Origin of the sequence: Pseudomonas agarici (assembly GCF_001543125.1) — a bacterium.
Lineage (GTDB): Bacteria > Pseudomonadota > Gammaproteobacteria > Pseudomonadales > Pseudomonadaceae > Aquipseudomonas > Aquipseudomonas agarici.
Map to the genome: position 1 here is coordinate 4,017,595 of NZ_CP014135.1, position 18,981 is coordinate 4,036,575.

Here is an 18,981-nt window from a genome sequence, read left to right on the forward strand (position 1 = left end):
TTGATTCGCCGCCAGGGTTTGTTCGGCCTATCTTTGGTTTATCGAAAGCATCTACCAAGGAGCATAGCCATGGGCAAACCTCATCCCAATCTGCCTGCCTGGCAATGGCGTGTGGCGCCGAATACGTCGAACGACGGCACCCGCGAAGGCATGCGGCTGCTCTCGATGATTCTCTTTGCGCTGGCCTTTCTGCTGGTCGCTTCGGGCGTGTTCAGCGAAGATCCGACCACTGTCGCCATCGGCGTGATCGGCCTGGCGGCGGCCTATAGCCTCAAGCAGAAGGGGCATACACTCCAGGCCTGAGTCTTTTTGTAGCGGCTCACTTGGCCCGTGCAGGCATCCTTGACGATTTCGAGCGTCATGAGCTTCGCTGATCGAAACCAGGGCGGTGATAAACCTCTACCACTCGACTCTCGGGACGTAGCATCCATACCGGCCGACCAGCTTGCCACACAGGTCAGTCGAAACAGCTTTCGCTCAGGCGATCAAGCACTCGATCGGCCTTGCTTTCAGCCCGCGCCATAGCGCTGCGCCAACCCGCCACGCTAGGTTGCAGATCCTGCTGTTGCTCGGCCTGCAACAGCCACTGCCAGCAATCATGCCAATCGCCAAGAGCCTGCTGAGCCGTCTTGAGGTGCTTCAATGCCGGCGCCGGCAGGCGATCCAGCTCCGGGTAGGCCTCGGCGGCGTAACGCACCCGCTTGATCAGCAGGCGCAGACGATGGCGATTGTGCATTGGGTCATGCAAGGCTTTGTCGAGGGCATCCCACTGTTTCGCCAGACGCTTTTCGATGCGTTTGCGCACGCCCTTGAGCAACCCCTGGTACTGAGAAGCGCGCAAAAAACGGGGGAAAGCATCGAGCATGCCAAAGAGCTTCTTCAGCTCATCGCTGCCGGCCACTTTCCAGTAGTCCTCGGACAATTGCGCGGTACGTCGTGCAGCGGCGATATGACGGCCCTGCCCATGCAGATAAGCCGCCAGCACCTCACGGTCGCGAATCGGCGTGGTCAATCGTCCCACCTCGGCCGCCGCCTGTTCCAGTTGCTCGACCCCCGGCCATCCGCGCAATGGCCGCAACAGGCTGCGCAGCCGCCGGACAGTGATGCGCAGGTCATGCAGCCCCTCGTTATCGGTCAGCGCATCTACCCGCGCATGACAGGCCAACAACCGTACTTCCAGGCCCAGCACCCGAGCCACCAAGCGATCTACCAGGACCGACATCGACACTCACTCCCCAATCGAACTTCCAAGACTGCGACGCAATGATCGCAACGCTTGTTGCAATGCATCCATCGACGGGATCTGTTCAGCATAGCGCTGCCTGATGAACAGCTGAGCGAACTCGCGAATAAGGTCGGCCTGACGCGGCAACTGCCGGGCCGCGCGCTCGGCGAACGCAGCAGGCCCCTCACCCGGCTCGCGCACCAGGCCATGGCGTGCCAGCAGTTTCTCAAAGGCGGCGAACAGCCGTAGCGGCGGGTCGGCCTCGGCCCGCCAGGGCCGCAACAGCCATAACGACAGCAGCGCGAGAACCAGCACCAAGCCGATCGGCAATATCAGCCCGGCGAGATCGCCGAACAGGCGCCCCATGAGTTTGAACTGCTGCTCGCCCTGATACCCCAGGACCCAGCGCTGCCAGCCATAGTTGAGATTATCCCAGCCCAAGCGCAACTCGTTGAACCAGATCACCTGGCGGTAACGCAACGGCGAGAATACCGAAGCCTCGGATACGCCCTCATTCGCCGCCAGGGCTTGCTCCAGACCCTGATCGATCCGCTCTGGCGCCACGGCGTAGGTCGGATCGACACGGCGCCACCCCTGCCCGACCTGCCAGTATTCCACCCAGGCATGGGCGTCGTACTGGCGTACTGTGAGGAAATTGCCCGCCGGGTTCAACTCGCCGCCCTGGTAACCGGCTACCACTCGCGCCGGGATTCCCGCAGCGCGCAGCACGTAGGTCATGGCGCCGGCAAAGTGCGCGCAGAAACCCTGGCGACTGTCGAACAGGAAGTCATCGATGCTGTTTGTGCCCAGGATCGGCGGTTTGAGGGTGTAGCGATACGGTTCGTCGCGAAAATGTTGGAGTAGCCTTGCCACCAATGCCGCGGGCTGTGGATAACGCTGGCGCAGTTCGGCGGCCCACTGACGGGTCCACGGATCACCCTGGGCAGGCAACTGCAGGGCCTGACGGCGAGCCCGCTCGTTGAGCTGGGGATCGCGTAGCACCTGCGGCCAGGAGCTGGCCCGATACATCAGTGCCTGCTGCACCGGGCGCTGGCGCTGCAGGCGGTAGTCCGCCAGTTGACGCACATCCTCCTGATCGCTGCTGGCCACATCCAGCGTCGGCAGCCAGGGCTTGCCACTCGGTTGCAGGATCACGCTGTAGCGCCAGGATGCGCCACTGGCTTGCCATTTCGGCGCCGGACTGGAGGACACTCCTGGCGATTGACTCCAACGCTGGCCGTCGAACTGCTCCAGGGTCAGAGCCCGCCAGTACAACTCCTGGCGCGGCGGTAGCGGACCATCGAAACTCGCACGCAATGCCAGTTCGGCGGAACGCCCAAGCTCGGCCACCTCTCCGGGGGACATACTTTCCGAAAGCCCGGTCACGCCCTTGTCGCCCGGCAGTGGCAAGGACCACAACGGGGCCATGCGCGGGAACAGCAGGAACAACAGAAGCATCAATGGCAAGGCCTGCGCCAGCAGGGTCGCGGCCAGCTTCAAGGTGGCCGCCGGCCGGGTGCCTGGGCCTTGCTGCAAACCGATCAGGGCCGCCAGCAAGGTGCCGATCGACAACAGGCTATAGATCGCCCATGGCAGGCCGTCCTCGAACAGATAGGCCACCGCCACGCAAAACAACCCAAGGAAGATCAGCACCAGCGCATCGCGGCGGGTCCGGGTCTCCACCAGTTTGAGGATAAACATCGCCACCAACAGCACCGCGCCAGCATCCAGGCCGATCAGGCTCTTGCGCGAAAGCCAGATGCCCGCGATGGTCGCGACCAGCAGCAGGACGTCCACTACCTTGCCAGGAAACCGCGCCCGCATGCGGTAAACCTGGATGCGCCAGAGCGTGCAGCCGAGCCAGAACGCGACCATCCACAGTGGCACGTGTAGCCAGAACGGCAACATCACCAGGGCCTGGGCCACCAGCAGCCAGACCAGACTGGCCCGGGAAATCGGCGGCGCACGGCTCATGAACCGTTCCCGAACAAGGCAAGGGCTCGCAGGCATAACTCACAGTGGGCCGCGCCGCAGTCCATGGCCAGTCGTTGACCGGGCAATTTCAAGGCGAACGGCTCCTGCCGCCGAGACAACTCCAACACCCAATAGCACAGGCGCGACAGACGCTGTTCGACATCCCCATCCAGCGCCAGGAAATCCAGGCAGAACTCCTGCCCCTCAAGGCGGGCAAAGTCCTTGATCAGCAGCCCCTGTCCACGAGAATAGGCCTTCCAGTGCAGCCGTCGCCAGGAATCGCCGGGCTGATAGGACTTCAAACCCTGGTAATCGTCGACACCTGGCCCGTAAGCCCGCGTGCCTTCATCCTGTTCATCGTCGGACACACCGGGCAGGATCGGTAATTCGCCTTCCAGAGGCTGTGGATAAACCATGGCCTGCTGGCCAAGATCGACCCAACTCCAAGCCTGCAAGATACTCAGGGGGAAGCTGCTGCACACGTCGATGCGCGGCGCCGACAACCAGCCGCGTGCCTGTGTCGGGCGCGTCAATTGCACTTCGCAAAATCCCCCCGGCAGCACATCCACGGTCTGCATCGCGGGGTTCGACCAGCCCAACTGGATCGCCTGGTGGCTTTTCCCGGCGCTCTCCAGGCGCACGACAAAACGCGCCTGTTCACCGACAAACACGGTCGGCCCGACGCCGGCGCTCAACACCAGGCCCCGCAGGTTGCGATAGGTGTGCAGGATTGCCACGACGAACACCGACAACAGCAGAAAACACAAGCCGTAGGCCAGGCTGTTCTGGTAATTGATCGCCACCAGCAAGATCAGCAACAGCAACGCGACGAATACACCGCCGGCGCGGTTGGGCATGATGAAGATCCGTCGCTGGGTCAGTTCGATCCGCGTCGAGGGCGGCAAGCGCCGGCTCAGCCAGGCCTGCCAGGAGGCCCACAGTTGGCCAATCAAAGTACCGGCACCTCGCGCAACAACCACTGCGCCAGCACACCGCCGCCCTGCCCGGCCGGGTCGGCGCGCTCGCGCAGGCGATGACTGACCACAGACGGCAACACGGCCTGGACATCTTCCGGAATCACATAATCACGCCCGGCCAGCAAGGCCCAGGCCCGGGCTGCGGCGAGGATCGCCAGGCTCGCCCTCGGCGAGAGTCCCCAGGCAAACCGCGCGTCACCACGGGTCGCGCCGACCAAGCGCAGCACATAGTCGACCAGCGCATCGCTGGCCCGGACCTGCTTGACCTCCTGCTGCAAGGCCGCCAGTTCGTGATGGCTGAGGATAGGCTGCAATCGTGGCAACAAATCTCGTCGCGAGTCGCCAAGCAACAGGGCCTTTTCCGCCGCTCTGGACGGGTAGCCGAGGGATACGCGCATCAGGAAGCGGTCCAACTGCGACTCGGGCAAGGCAAAGGTACCGCCCTGGCTCGTGGGGTTTTGTGTGGCGATCACAAAGAACGGCGAAGGCAGCGGGCGGGTGGCACCTTCAATGGTCACCTGCCCTTCTTCCATGGCCTCAAGCAACGCGCTCTGACTCTTGGGCGTGGCCCGGTTGATTTCATCGGCCAGCACCAGCTCTGCGAAGATCGGCCCGGGGTGGAATACGAAGCAACCATTGTCCTTGTCGAATACCGAAGTGCCAAGGATATCGCTGGGCAGCAGATCGGAAGTGAACTGGATACGCTGGAAGCTCAGGCCGAGGACCTTGGCCAGGGTGTGACTGAGGGTCGTCTTGCCCATGCCGGGCAGGTCTTCGATGAGCAGATGGCCGTCGGCCAGAAGACAGCCGAGGGCCAGGCGAACCTGTGCATCCTTGCCTAATACCACTTGGTTGACAGCCTGCAAGCAGGCTTGCAGCTTACTGCGCATAGGCAGGCATCCAAACGCGGGGAGACGCCGCAGATGTTACAGGTTTTTTGATCGTTCCCACGCAAAGCGCCGGAACGATCCCCCGAGGCTCAACGCCCGGCGCGCGACTCGCGGATGTAGAAGCGTGCCTTCTCGGCCTTGGACGAACAGCCTTCGTAGGCTTCGAACTGTTGCTGGGTTTTGGCCCCAGTCAACAACGACAGGGCCTTGGAGTAACTGACGGTGCCGGCAAAGCCTTCGGCCTTGGCCAGGTCAAGCTCGCGCCAGGCAGCATCCAACTGGCTACCGCAGCTCTCGCGATAGGCAGTCTTGCCCGCGCAACCGGCCAACACCAACGCAATCAATGGCACACAGATCCAGGCTTTCATCGATGACACCTCAAGAAAAAACAATCGTGCAGGTTATGACGGTGTGCCAGGCAAAAAGTGCCTTGCTCTACTCTACAAGCTTAGCCAGTCAATATGAACAATAGGCGTCCGACCCGCCGAACTCGGCCAACAGAACCAGTGGCCGGTACGGTGAGTTCGTTAGCTTAAGTTCGCAGACCACTCGCGATTGTGCCACAACAGCCTATGGGCGCATTGTTAGTAACCGACCGTTCAAGGAATCCATGATGAAAAAGCGTGTCGCATTGGTGTTGGGCTCAGGTGGAGCCCGGGGTTATACCCATATCGGGGTGATCGAGGAAATCGAACGGCGCGGTTATGAAATTGCCTGCATCGCCGGTTGTTCCATGGGCGCGGTGGTCGGTGGCATCTATGCTGCCGGCAAGCTGGAGGAGTACCGCAAGTGGATCGAAAGCCTGGACTATCTCGATGTGTTGCGCCTGGTGGATGTGAGTTTTCGGCTCGGGGCGATCCGTGGCGAAAAGGTCTTCGGCCAGATCCGCAAGATCGTCGGCGAGATCAATATCGAAGACCTGCGCATCCCTTACACAGCCGTCGCCACCGACCTGACCAACCAGCAGGAGATCTGGTTCCAGGAAGGTTGTCTGCATCAGGCCATGCGCGCTTCGGCGGCGATCCCAAGCCTGTTCACGCCGGTGATGCAGGGCAATCGCATGTTGGTCGACGGTGGCATTCTCAATCCGCTGCCGATTGTGCCGGTGGTTTCCAGCCACTGCGACCTGATCATCGCCGTCAACCTCAACTCGACCAACCAGAAGCACTATCAACTGCCGGTGATCCAGCGTCCGCCTGCCTTCAAGAGCCGTTTTAACAACCTGCTCAGCTCCATGGGTTCGCGCCTGCCCTTCCGGCGCAAGCAGGCCGAAGAGCTGTTGCGCATCGAACAGCAGACCTTCGCCGCCGACTCCGCGGATATTGCCAACCCCTGGCTTGAACCGGCAGAGCCCGATGCCCAGCAACCTGCGGCGGCCCCTCAAACTGCGGGTGCGCCGAAATCGGCCACCGGTTCATTTATCATCGACAACGTCGGCCCGGCTTCGCTGCTGGACCTGATCAACCAGAGTTTCGAGGTGATGCAAACCTCGCTGGCGCAATACAAGATCGCCGGATATCCGCCGGATATCCTGATCAACGTGCCCAAGCGCGTGTGCCGGTTCTTCGAGTTCTACAAGGCACCGGAACTGATCGCCCTGGGTCGCGAGATCGCCCGCGACACCATGGATCGTTATGAGCAGGAGCGGCGCTGACTGGCTTTTGATCCGTCTCCACACTAAAGCGTGGCCACGATCAAACAGCGGGATGCACTCCGTCCTGGTTATCGAGCAGGCGATAGCCGACGCCCGCCTCGGTGACGATAAAGCGTGGCCGGGTCGGATCGTCCGCCAGTTTCTGGCGCAGATGGCCCACTACGATCCGCAGGTAATGACTGTCGTCGGTATGGGTTGGTCCCCAGATATCCTTGAGCAGTTGCTGTTGGGTGATCACTCGCCCGCAATGCCGTGCCAACTGGGCCAGTACCGCGTACTCCTTGCGCGTCAACGCCACCTGCGCGCCGTCCAGCAGCACTCGCCGATAGGCCAGGTCAACGGTCAACGGGCCGAACTTCAAGGCGGCTTCCTGGGTTTCCCCGTTGGGCGCCTGGCGTAACAGTGCACGGATCCGCGCCAGGAACTCCTGGATGCCGAAGGGCTTGGTCACATAGTCATTGGCACCACCGTCCAGAGCCTGGACTTTTTGCCCTTCGCTGGCCCGCACCGACAGCACCAGCACCGGCGCCGTGGACCATTGGCGAAACTCGCGCAGCACCTGCTGACCGTCCATGTCCGGCAGGCCGAGGTCGAGCACCAACAAGTCGGGCTTGTTCAGCGCCGCATGGGCCAGGCCTTCGGCGCCCGTTCCGGCCTCCAGTATCTTGTAACCTTGGGAGGCGAGGCTGATACGCAGGAACTTGCGAATCTGCGGTTCGTCGTCGATGACCAGGATGGTCGAGCTCTGGCTCATAATTGCAACATCGTGGCGAGGGTTTGCCACAGCATATCAGGCCTCACTTTCAAATCCCGGTTGCTCCCGCAGCGGAAGGAATAACGTCACACAGGTGCCACGGCCGGCGATACCGTCATCCACCTCGATATGCCCGCCGTGGGCGCCGACCATGCCCAGGCAGATTGCCAGCCCCAGGCCTGTGCCCTGGCCGCCACGATCGCCACGGGCAGCGGTGTAGAACATGTCGAAAATCTTCGCCCGCTCATCCTCCGGGATTCCCGGACCTTCGTCGCTGACGGCAAAGAACAGCTCGCCGCCGATCACCCCGGCACGCACCTGCAGGCGGCCATGCTGCACAGAAAAGCGCGCGGCGTTTTCCATGACATTGATCAGTGCCTGTTCGATCAGCGCCGCATGCACGTAGAGCAACGGCAACTCGGCCGGTACCTCGGTGCTCACCTGCAACGGCGCGAGGACCGTCCGCAACCGGTTCAGCGCACTGGCGACGATGTCCGCAGGCGATACCCAGTCCCGGGCCAGTTTCAGCGCGCCATGGCCCAGGCGCGTCATGTCCAGCAGGTTCTGGATATACCGGTCCAGCCGCTCGGCCTCGTCGCGGGTGCCCTCCAGCAGTTCCCGGCGGTCCTCCAGGGGAATCGCTTCGCCCAACGCCAACAGACTGTCGATACTGCCGCGCATTGAGGTCAGCGGGGTGCGCAGGTCGTGGGACACCGATGCCAGCAAGGCACTACGCAACTGCTCGGTTTCTCCGTGCAAGCGCGCCGCCTCAAGATCGTCGGCCAATTGTGCCCGCGCCAGTGCCTGGGCCAACGGCTGGCTGAGGGCGGCCAGCAGGCGACGGCGCTGGCCCGTGAGCGGCTGGCCTTCTCGCGGACGAACACCGAGCAGCGCCAGCGGCCCCTCTTCCACCGACAATGGCCACCACCACCAGCTACCGGAGGGCAAAGTACTCGTGCCCATCCCGGCCGGCTGATCGTGCTGCCAGGCCCAGTCGGCCGCCGCGCGCTCGGGCTCGGAAAACCGCAGCGGTCCGCCGGTCTCGACCTTCCAGCCACTCTGGCCGTCGCGATTGAGCAGGCACAGTTCCAGCTCTTCCCAGCCGCTGAGGTGTTGCGACGCGGCACTGATCACCGCCTGACGGTCGGTGGCAGCCGTCAGCTTGCGCGACAAGTCGAGCAGCTCGCTGGTTTCTTCCTGGGTATCGCGCAGGGCTTGCAACTGCCGCCGCTGACGCGCCGCCAGGTTACCGGTGAGCGCCGCCATCATCAGGAAGAACAGCAGCGTCAGCACATCCTCTTCACGCTGAATCGCAAAGGAAAAATTCGGCGGAATAAACAGGAAGTCATAGGTCAGGAATGACAGCACCGCACAAGCCAGGGACGGGCCGAGGCTGCTGCGAACCGCCACCAGCAATACGGCGGCAAGAAATACCAGCGAGATATTCGGCAACGGCAACACACCGGCCACGGCCCAGGCCAGGGTACTGGCCAAGACCGTCGCCAACAGCGCCAACAGGTAGTCGAGCCAGACCACGCTCTGCGGCTCTCGCACACGCGGCTGACGTTGTTCTTCCTGGCTGCCCAAGACGTTGATTTCCAAGCCCGGGGCATTGCGCAACAGCCGCGCCGCCAGGCCACCGCCGAACAGGCGACGACGCAGGCGCTGGCGCGACTGCCCGACCAGCACCAGGCTGGCACGGCGTTCAGTTGCATGCTGGATCAGCGTCCTGGCCACTTCACCGGCCCGCAGTTGCACCACCTCGCCGCCCAGCCGTTCCGCCAGTTGCTGAGCACTTTGCAGGCGCAGGCGCGACGGCTCGTCACGCGCCCTGCCGTTATCCACATGCACCAGGCTCCAAGGCAGGTGTCGGCGCTGAGCGACCCGGCTGGCATGGCGAACTAAGCGCTCGGCCTGAGCATCGCCATCCACCCCCACCAGCAGCCGCCCACGGATGGCCGGCGCGGCCTCGCCGCGGGTCCGGTAGCCCTGGGCCAAATCGTTGTCGATCTGGGCCGCGGCTGTCTGCATGGCCAGCTCACGCAGGGCAGTGAGGTTGGTCTGGGTGAAGAACGCATCGATCGCCGCCCGCGCCAACTCCGGCACATAAACCTTGCCGTCGCGCAGGCGCTCCAGCAACTCCCGTGGTGGCAGGTCGATCAGCAGTAATTCATCGGCTTCCTGCAGGACCCAGTCGGGCACGGTCTCACGCACCTGCACCCCGGTGATGCCGCGCACCTGGTCATTGAGGCTTTCCAGGTGCTGGACATTGACCGTGGTGAAGACGTCGATACCGGCCGCCATCAGCTCCTGGACATCCTGCCAGCGTTTGACGTGGCGGCTGTCGGGGGCGTTGCTGTGGGCCAGTTCATCGACCAACACCAGTTTCGGCCTGGCCTTGAGCAGACCGTCAAGGTCTAGTTCCTCGAGCACCACGCCACGGTATTCGGACCGCAGCAGGGGTTGTTGCACCAAGCCGCCGAGCAGTGCCTCGGTCTCGGCCCGCCCATGGGTTTCCACCACCCCGGCGATCAATTGCACACCCTGACGCAACTGACTGTGGGCGGCCAGCAGCATCGCATAGGTCTTGCCCACGCCAGGAGCGGCACCGAGAAACACCTTGAGCCGGCCACGACCGTCGCGGGGCAGTTCTGCTAACAGCGCGTCGGCGCGACCGGAATCACTCATCTTGGGGTTCCCATCATCAATTGTCTTCATTGTTCCCCGTTCCGCGTGGGAACAATGAACAACTCACTTGGAGATATCGACCAGCGCCGCATTCAATGCAAGCACGTTGACCACCGGCGGGCCAACCAACGGCTGTTCGATCTGCGCCTCCAGCAGTTCCTCGAGGGTCGCCGCCGGCAGATTGCGCGCCTGCGCTACCCGCGCCAGTTGATAGCGAACCGCCGCCGGTGGCAAGTGCGGATCGAGGCCACTGCCGGAAGTGGTCAGCGATGCCAGCGGCACCGGCCCTTGGCCGGGCACGGCCTGCGTGGTCGCATCAGCGAAAATCCGCGTGGCCAGCGCCGGGTTGCTCGGCGACAGGTTGCTCGCACCACTGGCCACGGTCGCGAAGGCCACCGCCGAGGGACGCGGGTGAAACCAGCCATCGCCGCTGAAATCCTGGGCGATCAGGGCCGAACCGCGCACCTTGCCATCGGCATCGCGTACCAGGCTGCCATTGGCCTGGCTCGGGAAAACTATCTGGGCCACGCCAGTCACCGCCAGGGGATAGGCGACACCGGTCATCAGGGTCATCAACAGCAACAGGCTCAAGGCCGGACGCCACACACTAGACATGTTCAATTCCTCGAATTCAGGGGAGGTACACCCCCTGCGAGTGCCGGCCTGCCGACACCCACCGGGGGAAACGCACTACGCCAGCCGCAACGCCGTCAACAGCAGGTCGATGGCCTTGATGCCCACGAACGGCACCACAATCCCACCCAGACCGTAGATCAGCAGGTTGCGCCGCAGCAGGTGTGCCGCGCTCGCCGCCTGCACCCGCACACCGCGCAGCGCCAGCGGGATCAGCACGACGATGATCAGAGCGTTGAACACGATCGCCGAAAGAATCGCACTCTGGGGACTGGTCAGGTGCATGATGTTGAGCACCCCGAGCTGTGGATAAATTGCCGCGAACAAGGCCGGCAGGATCGCGAAATACTTGGCCACGTCGTTGGCAATCGAGAAGGTGGTCAGCGCACCACGGGTTACCAACAGTTCCTTACCGATCTGCACCACGTCCAGCAACTTGGTCGGATCGCTGTCGAGGTCGACCATGTTCGCCGCTTCCCGCGCGGCCTGGGTGCCGTCGTTCATCGCCATGCCCACGTCGGCCTGGGCCAGCGCTGGAGCGTCGTTGACACCGTCACCGCACATTGCGACCAAGCGACCGTCGTTCTGTTCCAAGCGGATGCGCGCCAGTTTCTTCTCCGGCGTCGCTTCGGCCAGCACATCGTCGACCCCGGCTTCCGCGGCAATCGCCGCCGCCGTCAGCGGGTTGTCGCCGGTCACCATGACGGTGCGAATCCCCAGTTGGCGTAGCTCGGCAAAACGCGCACGAATCCCTGGCTTGACCACGTCCTTGAGGTGGATGGCACCGAGCAGCTTGTCATTGGCACAAACCAACAATGGCGTACCGCCGCTCTGGGCGATCTTGTCGATCTCCCGGGACAGCGCCGCTTGCAAGTCGCCGCGCTTCTGGCCGATGAAGCTCAACAGCGAATCCACCGCGCCCTTGCGATAGACCTGACCTTGATGGTCGACACCCGACAACCGTGTCTCGGCGCTGAACGGCACGGCGGTCAGTTCCGTGGAGGCGGGTTCCTGTTGTGGGTAAAGGTCACGCAGGTATTCGACGATCGACTTACCTTCAGCGGTGTCGTCGGCCAGCGAGGCCAACAAAGCCCCCTCGGCCAGCTCACGGACATGCACGCCGGGCACGGGGTGAATCGCGGCGCAACGACGGTTGCCGAAGGTGATGGTGCCCGTCTTGTCCAGCAGCAGCACATGCACGTCACCGGCGGCTTCCACCGCTCGACCGGACTTGGCGATCACGTTCAGGCGCACCAGGCGATCCATCCCGGCGATACCGATAGCCGACAGCAGGCCACCGATGGTGGTCGGGATCAAGGTCACCAGCAGCGCCACCAGGAACACCAGCGGCAGCTTGCCACCGGCGAAGTGGGCGAACGGCTGCAGGGTCACCACCACCAACAGGAAGATCAGCGTCAGACCGATCAACAGAATGTCCAACGCAACTTCATTGGGGGTCTTCTGGCGCTTAGCGCCTTCCACCAGGGCGATCATGCGGTCCACGGTCGACTCACCGGGGTTGGCAGTGATGCGCACCAGCAACCAGTCGGAAACCAGCCGGGTGTTGCCGGTCACGGCTGAACGGTCACCACCGGACTCGCGGATCACCGGCGCCGATTCACCGGTAATCGCCGCCTCGTTGACCGCCGCAATGCCTTCGATCACCTCACCGTCACCGGGAATCATCTCCCCGGCTTCGACACGTACCACGTCGCCGTTGCGCAGGCCGGTGGCAGAAACCACCTGATAGCTGCCATCGGCTTTGCGCCGACGGGCACTGAGGCCTTCGCTGCCGGCCTTGAGGCTGTCGGCGCGAGCCTTGCCACGACCTTCGGCGAGGGCCTCGGCGAAGTTGGCGAAGAGCACGGTGAACCACAACCAGAGGGCAATCTGCGCGGACACGTAGGTCGGCACGGCCGTATCGGGCACGAGACAGAGGATCGTGGTCAGGATCGCGGTCAACTCCACCACCAGCATGACTGGCGCACGTTGCAACTGGCGCGGGTCGAGCTTGACGAAGGCTTGCACCAGCGCCGGACGCCACAGCTCGGTGATCGCAGTCCTGGGTTGTTCGAGCACAGCGGGTTTTGTTGCAGGAAGAGGCCTATTCATCATCTAAATCCTCAGCCCTTGAACCCAAGGGCAGCCATGCGCAAATGTTCGGCAATCGGCCCAAGGGCCAGGGTCGGCAGGAACGTCAGGCCGCCCACCAGCAGGATGGTTACGGTCAACAAGGTGACAAACAGCGGACCATGGGTCGGGAAGCTGTTCTGGCCGATCGGCGCAGCCTTCTTCGCCGCCAGGCTACCGGCCAGGGCGAGTACCGGGAGGATGTAGCCGAAGCGCCCGAGCAACATGCTCAAGCTCAGCATCAGGTTGTGGAACGGCGTGTTGGCACTGAAACCGCCGAACCCCGAACCGTTGTTGGCACTGGCCGAGGTGTAGGCGTAGAGCAACTGGCTAAAACCATGGGGGCCAGGATTGCTGACGGCACTCGCAGGCCCTGGCAGCGTCGCGGCAATTGCACCGAGCACCAACACACCCACCGGCATCACCAGCAAAGTCACCACCAGCAGTTGCACTTCCCTGGCTTGGAGCTTCTTGCCCAGGTATTCCGGGGTACGACCGATCATCAGGCCCGCAAGGAACACCGCAATCAACACATTCAGCAGCATGCCGTAGAGGCCGGCACCGACACCGCCGAAGATCACCTCGCCAACCATCATGTTGACCAGTGCGACCATCCCGCTCAGCGGGTTGAGGCTGTCGTGCATGGCATTGACCGAACCGTTGGACGCCGCCGTGGTAGTCACCGCCCAGAGCACGCTGGCGGTGGTGCCGAAACGGGTTTCCTTGCCTTCCATCGGTGCGGTCTGTTCCACCACCGGGCTGTCCAGGGTCGGATTCGGCTGATACTCGGCATACAGCGAGGTGGCACCGCCGGTCAGCAGCAGGGCCATTATACAAGCCATGATCGCTCGGCTCTGACGCAGGTCCTTGACGTAATGACCAAAAGTGAACACCAGCGCCGCCGGAATCAGGATGATCGATGCCAGTTCGAACAGATCGCTCCAGGCCGTCGGATTCTCGAACGGATGCGCCGAGTTGACCCCGAAAAAACCACCGCCGTTGGTACCCAGTTGCTTGATTGCGATCTGACTGGCTGCCGGGCCGAGTGGGATCACCTGGTCAGCGCCCTGCAGGGTCACAGCATTAATGTAATGGGCAAAGGTCTGCGGTACACCCTGCCAGACCAGGAACAGCGCCAGCACCAAGCACAATGGCAGCAGGCCATAGAGGGTGGCTCGGGTCATGTCGACCCAGAAGTTGCCCAGAGTCGTCGCCGAACGCCGGCCGATACCACGGCACAAGGCGACCAGCACGGCCAGGCCGGTGGCGGCACTGACGAAGTTCTGCACGGTCAGACCGACCATCTGACTCAAGTAGCTCAGGGACGCTTCGCCGCTGTAGCTCTGCCAGTTGGTATTGGTCATGAAGCTGACGGCGGTGTTGAACGACAAGGTCCACTCCAGACCCTGCAGGTTCTGCGGGTTGAGCGGCAGGTATTGCTGGAGCTGCAGGATCACGAACAGCAGTGAGAAACCCGCCAGATTGAAGGCGAGCACGGCCAGGGCGTACTTCTGCCAGCTCTGCTCGGCCTTTTCATCAACCCCGGACAGGCGATAGCAAACCCGCTCCAGCGGCCCGAGCAACGGGCTCAGCCAGGTGCGCTGGCCTTCCATCACTTTGTAGTAGAACCGCCCGAGAAAAGGAGCTGGGACCAACACCAGCGCCAGGAACGCCAGGATCAGCAAATAGTCATAACTGTGCATAACCGCCGCTCCTAGTTCCGATCTGCGCGCAACAGCGCAACCAGTAGATAAATGAACAGTGCCACCGCCAGCAGCAGTGACACGCCGTCCAGAATGCTCATGGGATTTCTCCGTGGCACAGCGATTGCCGTGTGTGGAGCCATTGTCGGAAGGAAGGCTGTAAAGGAACGAGAGCGACACCCGGGGCAATGCGTAAAGAAGGCGTAAAGAGTGGGTTTACGTAGGCGTTACGCCCTAGAATCCGCGGACGGGTAACCGTGCCCCGCTACCGAGAGGGGTCGGGCGGTCATGATTGTGTATCGAGACTGATACACAACCGACAACCGGCCAACATGCGGCGCCTGTAGCTTCTGGCGCAGCTATATTTGAAATGGGCTCCGCACTTGGGGGCTCGAATCTCTATATCGTGCGACCCTCTCGTGGGGGCTTTTTTGTGCTTCGCGGCTTTACCGGCAGATAACCACACGCATGCAGAACACTCCCGCTCCTCAGGCTGATGCCAACAAGCCGCTCTCACCGGGCGATGACAAGCGCTGGCATGTCCGCGCGCTGATCGTCGACGACGATATCCCGATCCGTGAACTGCTGATCGACTATCTGGCCCGCTTCAGTATCCAGGCCATCGGTGTCACCGACGGTGTCGCAATGCGCCAGGCGCTGCAGGTGGAAACCTTTGACGTGGTGGTCCTGGACTTGATGCTTCCGGGCGAAGACGGCTTGTCGTTGTGTCGCTGGCTGCGTGCTGAATCGGATATCCCAATCCTGATGCTGACCGCCCGCTGCGAGCCCACCGACCGGATCATCGGACTGGAATTGGGTGCCGACGACTACATGGCCAAGCCCTTCGAGCCGCGCGAGCTGGTGGCCCGGATCCAGACCATCCTGCGTCGGGTGCGCGATGACCGTACCGAACAACGGGCCAATATCCGCTTCGACAACTGGCGCCTGAACAGCGTGCTGCGCCAACTGATCGCCGACGATGGCCTGGTGGTGCCGCTGTCGAATGCCGAATTTCGGCTGCTCTGGGTCTTTATCGAACGCCCACGTCGAGTGCTCAGTCGCGAGCAGTTGCTCGACGCCGCTCGAGGCCGCTCTATCGAAGCCTTCGACCGCAGTATCGACCTGCTGGTCTCGCGCCTGCGGCACAAGCTCGGTGACGATTCAAAATCGCCGCAGTTGATCAAGACCGTGCGCGGTGAAGGCTATCTGTTCGACGCGAGAGACATCGGCTGATGCGCCTACGCCTCAACACGCTGTTCGGTCGCTTGTTCGGCGTGCTGCTGCTGGCTATTGTCCTGGCTCACCTGTTGGCCTTTCTCTGGTTTCGTCATTATGGCGGCGGTTCTGCGTTATCGCCTCCAGCCTGTTTCGCGAACAGGTCGGAAAATGTCGAATCGCGTTTGCCAGCGCTACCCATGCCGGTTCATCGCCCGTCTCGCCCATGGTTTGGCAGGCCGGTAATCCCGCTTACGTTTCAGTTGATCGCCTTGGTGATTGCCGCCTGGTACGGTGCCAAGTTGCTCGCCCGGCCGATTCAGCGCCTGAGCGATGCGGCCGAGCGTCTGAGCGAAGACCTCAACAGCCCGCCGCTGGAGGAGACCGGCCCACGGGAAGCCCGGCAGGCAGCCGCGACGTTCAACCTGATGCAACAGCGTATCCGCGAGCAGGTACAGCAGCGTGGGCGAATGCTCGGCGCCGTGTCCCATGACTTGCGCACGCCACTGTCGCGCCTCAAGCTGCGCCTGGAGCAAATCGAGGATGCGAAACTGCAAGGCCAGATGCGCCAGGATCTGAACGATATGATTGGCATGCTCGACGCTACCCTGAGCTACCTGCATGAGCAACGCACCAGTGAAGCCATGCAGTGGATGGACGTTCAGGCCCTGGTGGAATCGATCAGTGAAAACGCCCAGGACCAGGGTGCCCGCGTCCGCGCCAGCGGCTACTGCGCGCCATTGTTGGTCCAACCGATGGCCCTGCGTTCATGCCTGAACAATCTACTGGACAATGCCCTGCGCTATGCCGGCGATGCACTGATCACGCTGGAAGACAGCCGGCGGCAGTTGATTATCCGCGTGATCGACCACGGCCCCGGCATCGCCGCCGAAAAACGCGAAGCGGTGTTCGAACCGTTCTATCGCCTGGAAGCTTCGCGCAACCGTAACTCAGGCGGGGTCGGCCTGGGCATGACCATCGCACGGGAGGCCGCCCAGCGTCTGGGTGGCGACTTGACCCTGGAGCAAACCCTTGGCGGTGGGTTAACCGCCGTGGTCAGCCTGCCTCGTGCCTGATGGGTGTGTACATCAGTCGATACAAAGCCTGCATACCCTCGACACCTGCCGTTGGGCATCGGCACCCGTCGATGCAGCGTCCCCAAAAGGTCTGTATGCTCAGATCTTCTCCTCCCGCCGCCTCTGACTCGCACTCCAATCGAGCAGCAGGCTGTACGCCACTGCCAGCAGGGTCGGGCCGATAAACAACCCGATAAAGCCGAAGGCGAGCAACCCGCCGAATACCCCTAACAGCACGATCACCAGCGGCAGGTTGCCGCCACGGCTGATCAGGTAAGGCTTGAGCACGTTGTCCACGCCGCTGATGATGAATGTACCCCAGATCCCCAGGAATATCGCCATGCCGTACTCGCCTTTCCAGGCCAGCCAGGCGGTGGCCGGAATCCATACCAGCGGTGGGCCCATAGGAATCAGGCTCAGCAGGAAAGTGGCAATCCCCAGCACCAACGCGCCGGGCACTCCGGCAATCAGAAAGCCGATCAGCGCCAGCACAGCCTGAGCCGCCGCCGTACCGATCACGCCGTTGACCACCCGCTGCACCGTCCCGGCCACGAGTTCTTGGTAATAATCGGCGCGCTCGCCGATCAGCCGTTCCAGCAGGCCATGGACAAACTCCGCCAGGCGCGGACCATCGCGATAGAAGAAGAATACGAAGAGAATACTCAGGGTCAGCTCGAGAATCCCGCCACCGATCTGCGCGCTGCGAGCCAGCAACCAGTTGCCGACCTGCCCCAGGTAAGGCTTGATCGCCAGCATCAGCGCCGCGCCCTGTTGATCGATGGTGTTCAAGACGCCCACCAGCCACTCCCCGATAATCGGCACCGACGCCAACCAGGTCGGAGCTTGCGGTAGGCCGTCGACCTGGGCGTCCTTGATAAAAGCCACCGTATCGCGCACATGGTCCGCCAGGTTGAACCCTAGCCACACCAAGGGTGCGGCCACCAGCAACATCCAGCCCAGGGTCAGCAAACCGGCGGCCAGCGACTCGCGGCCACCGAGCAGGCGTGTCAGTAGACGCATCAGTGGCCAACTGGCAAAGGCCAGCACAGCGCCCCAGAACAGCGCCGACCAGAACGGCGCCATCACCCACAGACTGGCGCCGAACAGCACCAGGAGCAGTATCTGCACCAACAGCCGATCATTATTGAGCATGGGGATTCCACGAAAGAGATCAGAAAGGAAAGTCTAGGCGAACACACGAGTGTGTGTTCGCCGCTCCTGCCGCTACCGCAACAGTTCGAGGTGCAGGCCACCGGTGTCGCGGGCACCCGACTCCAGCCGCGCAGCCCTGACCCCTGCGGCCACCAGAGCCTGGCGCCAGGCTTCGGCGGAGGCTCCGGACAGGCTGACCCGCAAGGTGGCATCCAGGTTCAGGCCACGGGAAATCAGGGTGACCCAGGTAGCCTGCGGAACCCCGGCGAGTTGTGGCAAATCGAGCTTGCCGGTGTCACGCAACTCTCGCAACAAAGTCGCCGAAGTCGGCAGCAGTTCGCCCAACGGTGCATTCGCGGTCAATTGCTCGACGTGCAGATACGCCCGCCGGTTACCCCGGGTAATGCTGTACAGCGCCACCAGCGAACTATCCTGTGGCGCAGCCAGGCGCAACAGTAAGTAGGCCTGTTGATCGTCCGCCCCGGACAGCAGCGAATTGCCGAAGACCTCATTGGCCCACAAGCTGTTTTCGCCGCAATCGCGTGCCTGACACCAGAACAGCAATTGTGCGCCCTCCTTCTGCAATGCTTCGCGGGCCACCGTGAAGGCTTCGTTGGCGCTACGTTCCGGCGGCAACTCGTAGGTCACCGAGGTCATCGGCCCACGAACATTGACCTGCCCGTCGCTACGCAAGCGGTTGCTGATCTTGCGGATCGAGCTCTGTGGATAAATCCGCTCCAGGTCCGTCGGCGCACGGTAGTCGACGATCTGTGCGTCGGGCACACGCGGCACGGACGGCAGGTCATGGCTGCCCGGTACGTCGGCGGCCAACAGCGCGGAACTGAAACACGCCAGGCCCAGGGCGCTGGCAAGGGCTGTGGATAATTTGATCAAATCGGCGGCGCCTGAA

Annotated in this window: 17 protein-coding genes; 4 read left to right on the forward strand and 13 right to left on the reverse strand. The window is 62.7% G+C overall.

All coding sequences use genetic code 11. The annotated features are described in order from the left end of the window. Nucleotides 1–69 precede the first annotated feature (69 nt). Nucleotides 70–303 (forward strand): hypothetical protein, encoded by a 234-nt coding sequence (locus AWM79_RS17695; RefSeq protein WP_017132949.1) that lies wholly within the window; start codon nt 70–72, stop codon nt 301–303. 154 nt (nt 304–457) lie between these two features. On the opposite strand, the gene AWM79_RS17700 is transcribed toward AWM79_RS17695, so the two are convergent. The 5 genes from AWM79_RS17700 to AWM79_RS17720 all read right to left on the reverse strand — a co-directional run bounded on the left by AWM79_RS17700 (nt 458) and on the right by AWM79_RS17720 (nt 5,434). Beyond that, nucleotides 458–1,222 carry a CHAD domain-containing protein gene (locus AWM79_RS17700; protein ID WP_017132950.1) on the reverse strand — a complete coding sequence of 255 codons (765 nt, stop codon included), beginning with the start codon at nt 1,220–1,222 and terminating at the stop codon, nt 458–460. A 6-nt stretch (nt 1,223–1,228) separates the two neighbouring features. After that, on the reverse strand, nt 1,229–3,199 hold the full coding sequence (locus AWM79_RS17705; RefSeq protein WP_060783414.1) for a transglutaminase TgpA family protein: 1,971 nt from the start codon (nt 3,197–3,199) through the stop codon (nt 1,229–1,231). Beyond that, nucleotides 3,196–4,179 (reverse strand): DUF58 domain-containing protein, encoded by a 984-nt coding sequence (locus AWM79_RS17710; RefSeq protein WP_060783415.1) that lies wholly within the window; start codon nt 4,177–4,179, stop codon nt 3,196–3,198. The genes AWM79_RS17705 and AWM79_RS17710 overlap by 4 nt, the downstream gene beginning before the upstream one ends. Further along, the gene (locus AWM79_RS17715) at nt 4,149–5,066 is read right to left on the reverse strand and encodes an AAA family ATPase (protein WP_017132954.1); all 918 of its coding nucleotides are present in this window, start codon (nt 5,064–5,066) and stop codon (nt 4,149–4,151) included. The genes AWM79_RS17710 and AWM79_RS17715 overlap by 31 nt, the downstream gene beginning before the upstream one ends. An 89-nt stretch (nt 5,067–5,155) precedes the next feature. Further along, the gene (locus tag AWM79_RS17720) at nt 5,156–5,434 is read right to left on the reverse strand and encodes a hypothetical protein (protein WP_017132955.1); all 279 of its coding nucleotides are present in this window, start codon (nt 5,432–5,434) and stop codon (nt 5,156–5,158) included. Nucleotides 5,435–5,679: 245 nt separating this feature from the next. Between AWM79_RS17720 and AWM79_RS17725 the strand changes: the two genes are divergently transcribed. Further along, on the forward strand, nt 5,680–6,720 hold the full coding sequence (locus tag AWM79_RS17725) for a patatin-like phospholipase family protein (protein ID WP_060783416.1): 1,041 nt from the start codon (nt 5,680–5,682) through the stop codon (nt 6,718–6,720). Between the two features lie 40 nt (nt 6,721–6,760). Here AWM79_RS17725 and AWM79_RS17730 read toward each other — a convergent pair whose 3' ends face one another. The 6 genes from AWM79_RS17730 to kdpF all read right to left on the reverse strand — a co-directional run bounded on the left by AWM79_RS17730 (nt 6,761) and on the right by kdpF (nt 14,729). Then, the gene (locus AWM79_RS17730; protein ID WP_017132957.1) at nt 6,761–7,474 is read right to left on the reverse strand and encodes a response regulator; all 714 of its coding nucleotides are present in this window, start codon (nt 7,472–7,474) and stop codon (nt 6,761–6,763) included. 36 nt (nt 7,475–7,510) lie between these two features. Then, complete coding sequence (locus tag AWM79_RS17735; protein ID WP_060783417.1) at nt 7,511–10,162, reverse strand: sensor histidine kinase; 2,652 nt, start codon at nt 10,160–10,162, stop codon at nt 7,511–7,513. Between the two features lie 63 nt (nt 10,163–10,225). Beyond that, nucleotides 10,226–10,777, reverse strand: coding sequence for a potassium-transporting ATPase subunit KdpC (kdpC, locus tag AWM79_RS17740; protein ID WP_017132959.1), 552 nt, complete (start codon nt 10,775–10,777; stop codon nt 10,226–10,228). A gap of 75 nt (nt 10,778–10,852) precedes the next feature. Continuing rightward, complete coding sequence (gene kdpB / locus AWM79_RS17745) at nt 10,853–12,907, reverse strand: potassium-transporting ATPase subunit KdpB (protein WP_060783418.1); 2,055 nt, start codon at nt 12,905–12,907, stop codon at nt 10,853–10,855. 11 nt (nt 12,908–12,918) lie between these two features. Then, nucleotides 12,919–14,628, reverse strand: coding sequence for a potassium-transporting ATPase subunit KdpA (gene kdpA, locus AWM79_RS17750; RefSeq protein WP_060783419.1), 1,710 nt, complete (start codon nt 14,626–14,628; stop codon nt 12,919–12,921). 11 nt (nt 14,629–14,639) lie between these two features. Further along, the gene (gene kdpF / locus AWM79_RS17755; RefSeq protein WP_017128001.1) at nt 14,640–14,729 is read right to left on the reverse strand and encodes a K(+)-transporting ATPase subunit F; all 90 of its coding nucleotides are present in this window, start codon (nt 14,727–14,729) and stop codon (nt 14,640–14,642) included. 367 nt (nt 14,730–15,096) lie between these two features. Between kdpF and AWM79_RS17760 the strand changes: the two genes are divergently transcribed. Both AWM79_RS17760 and AWM79_RS17765 read left to right on the forward strand, forming a co-directional pair. Further along, on the forward strand, nt 15,097–15,861 hold the full coding sequence (locus tag AWM79_RS17760; RefSeq protein ID WP_060783420.1) for a response regulator: 765 nt from the start codon (nt 15,097–15,099) through the stop codon (nt 15,859–15,861). Next, nucleotides 15,861–16,919 carry a HAMP domain-containing sensor histidine kinase gene (locus AWM79_RS17765; protein WP_060783421.1) on the forward strand — a complete coding sequence of 353 codons (1,059 nt, stop codon included), beginning with the start codon at nt 15,861–15,863 and terminating at the stop codon, nt 16,917–16,919. The genes AWM79_RS17760 and AWM79_RS17765 overlap by 1 nt, the downstream gene beginning before the upstream one ends. Nucleotides 16,920–17,018: 99 nt before the next feature. Here AWM79_RS17765 and AWM79_RS17770 read toward each other — a convergent pair whose 3' ends face one another. Together AWM79_RS17770 and AWM79_RS17775 are read right to left on the reverse strand one after the other, a co-directional pair. Next, the gene (locus tag AWM79_RS17770) at nt 17,019–18,071 is read right to left on the reverse strand and encodes an AI-2E family transporter (protein WP_060783422.1); all 1,053 of its coding nucleotides are present in this window, start codon (nt 18,069–18,071) and stop codon (nt 17,019–17,021) included. A 72-nt stretch (nt 18,072–18,143) separates the two neighbouring features. Beyond that, the gene (locus AWM79_RS17775) at nt 18,144–18,962 is read right to left on the reverse strand and encodes a DUF4892 domain-containing protein (protein WP_060784008.1); all 819 of its coding nucleotides are present in this window, start codon (nt 18,960–18,962) and stop codon (nt 18,144–18,146) included. Nucleotides 18,963–18,981 lie beyond the last annotated feature (19 nt).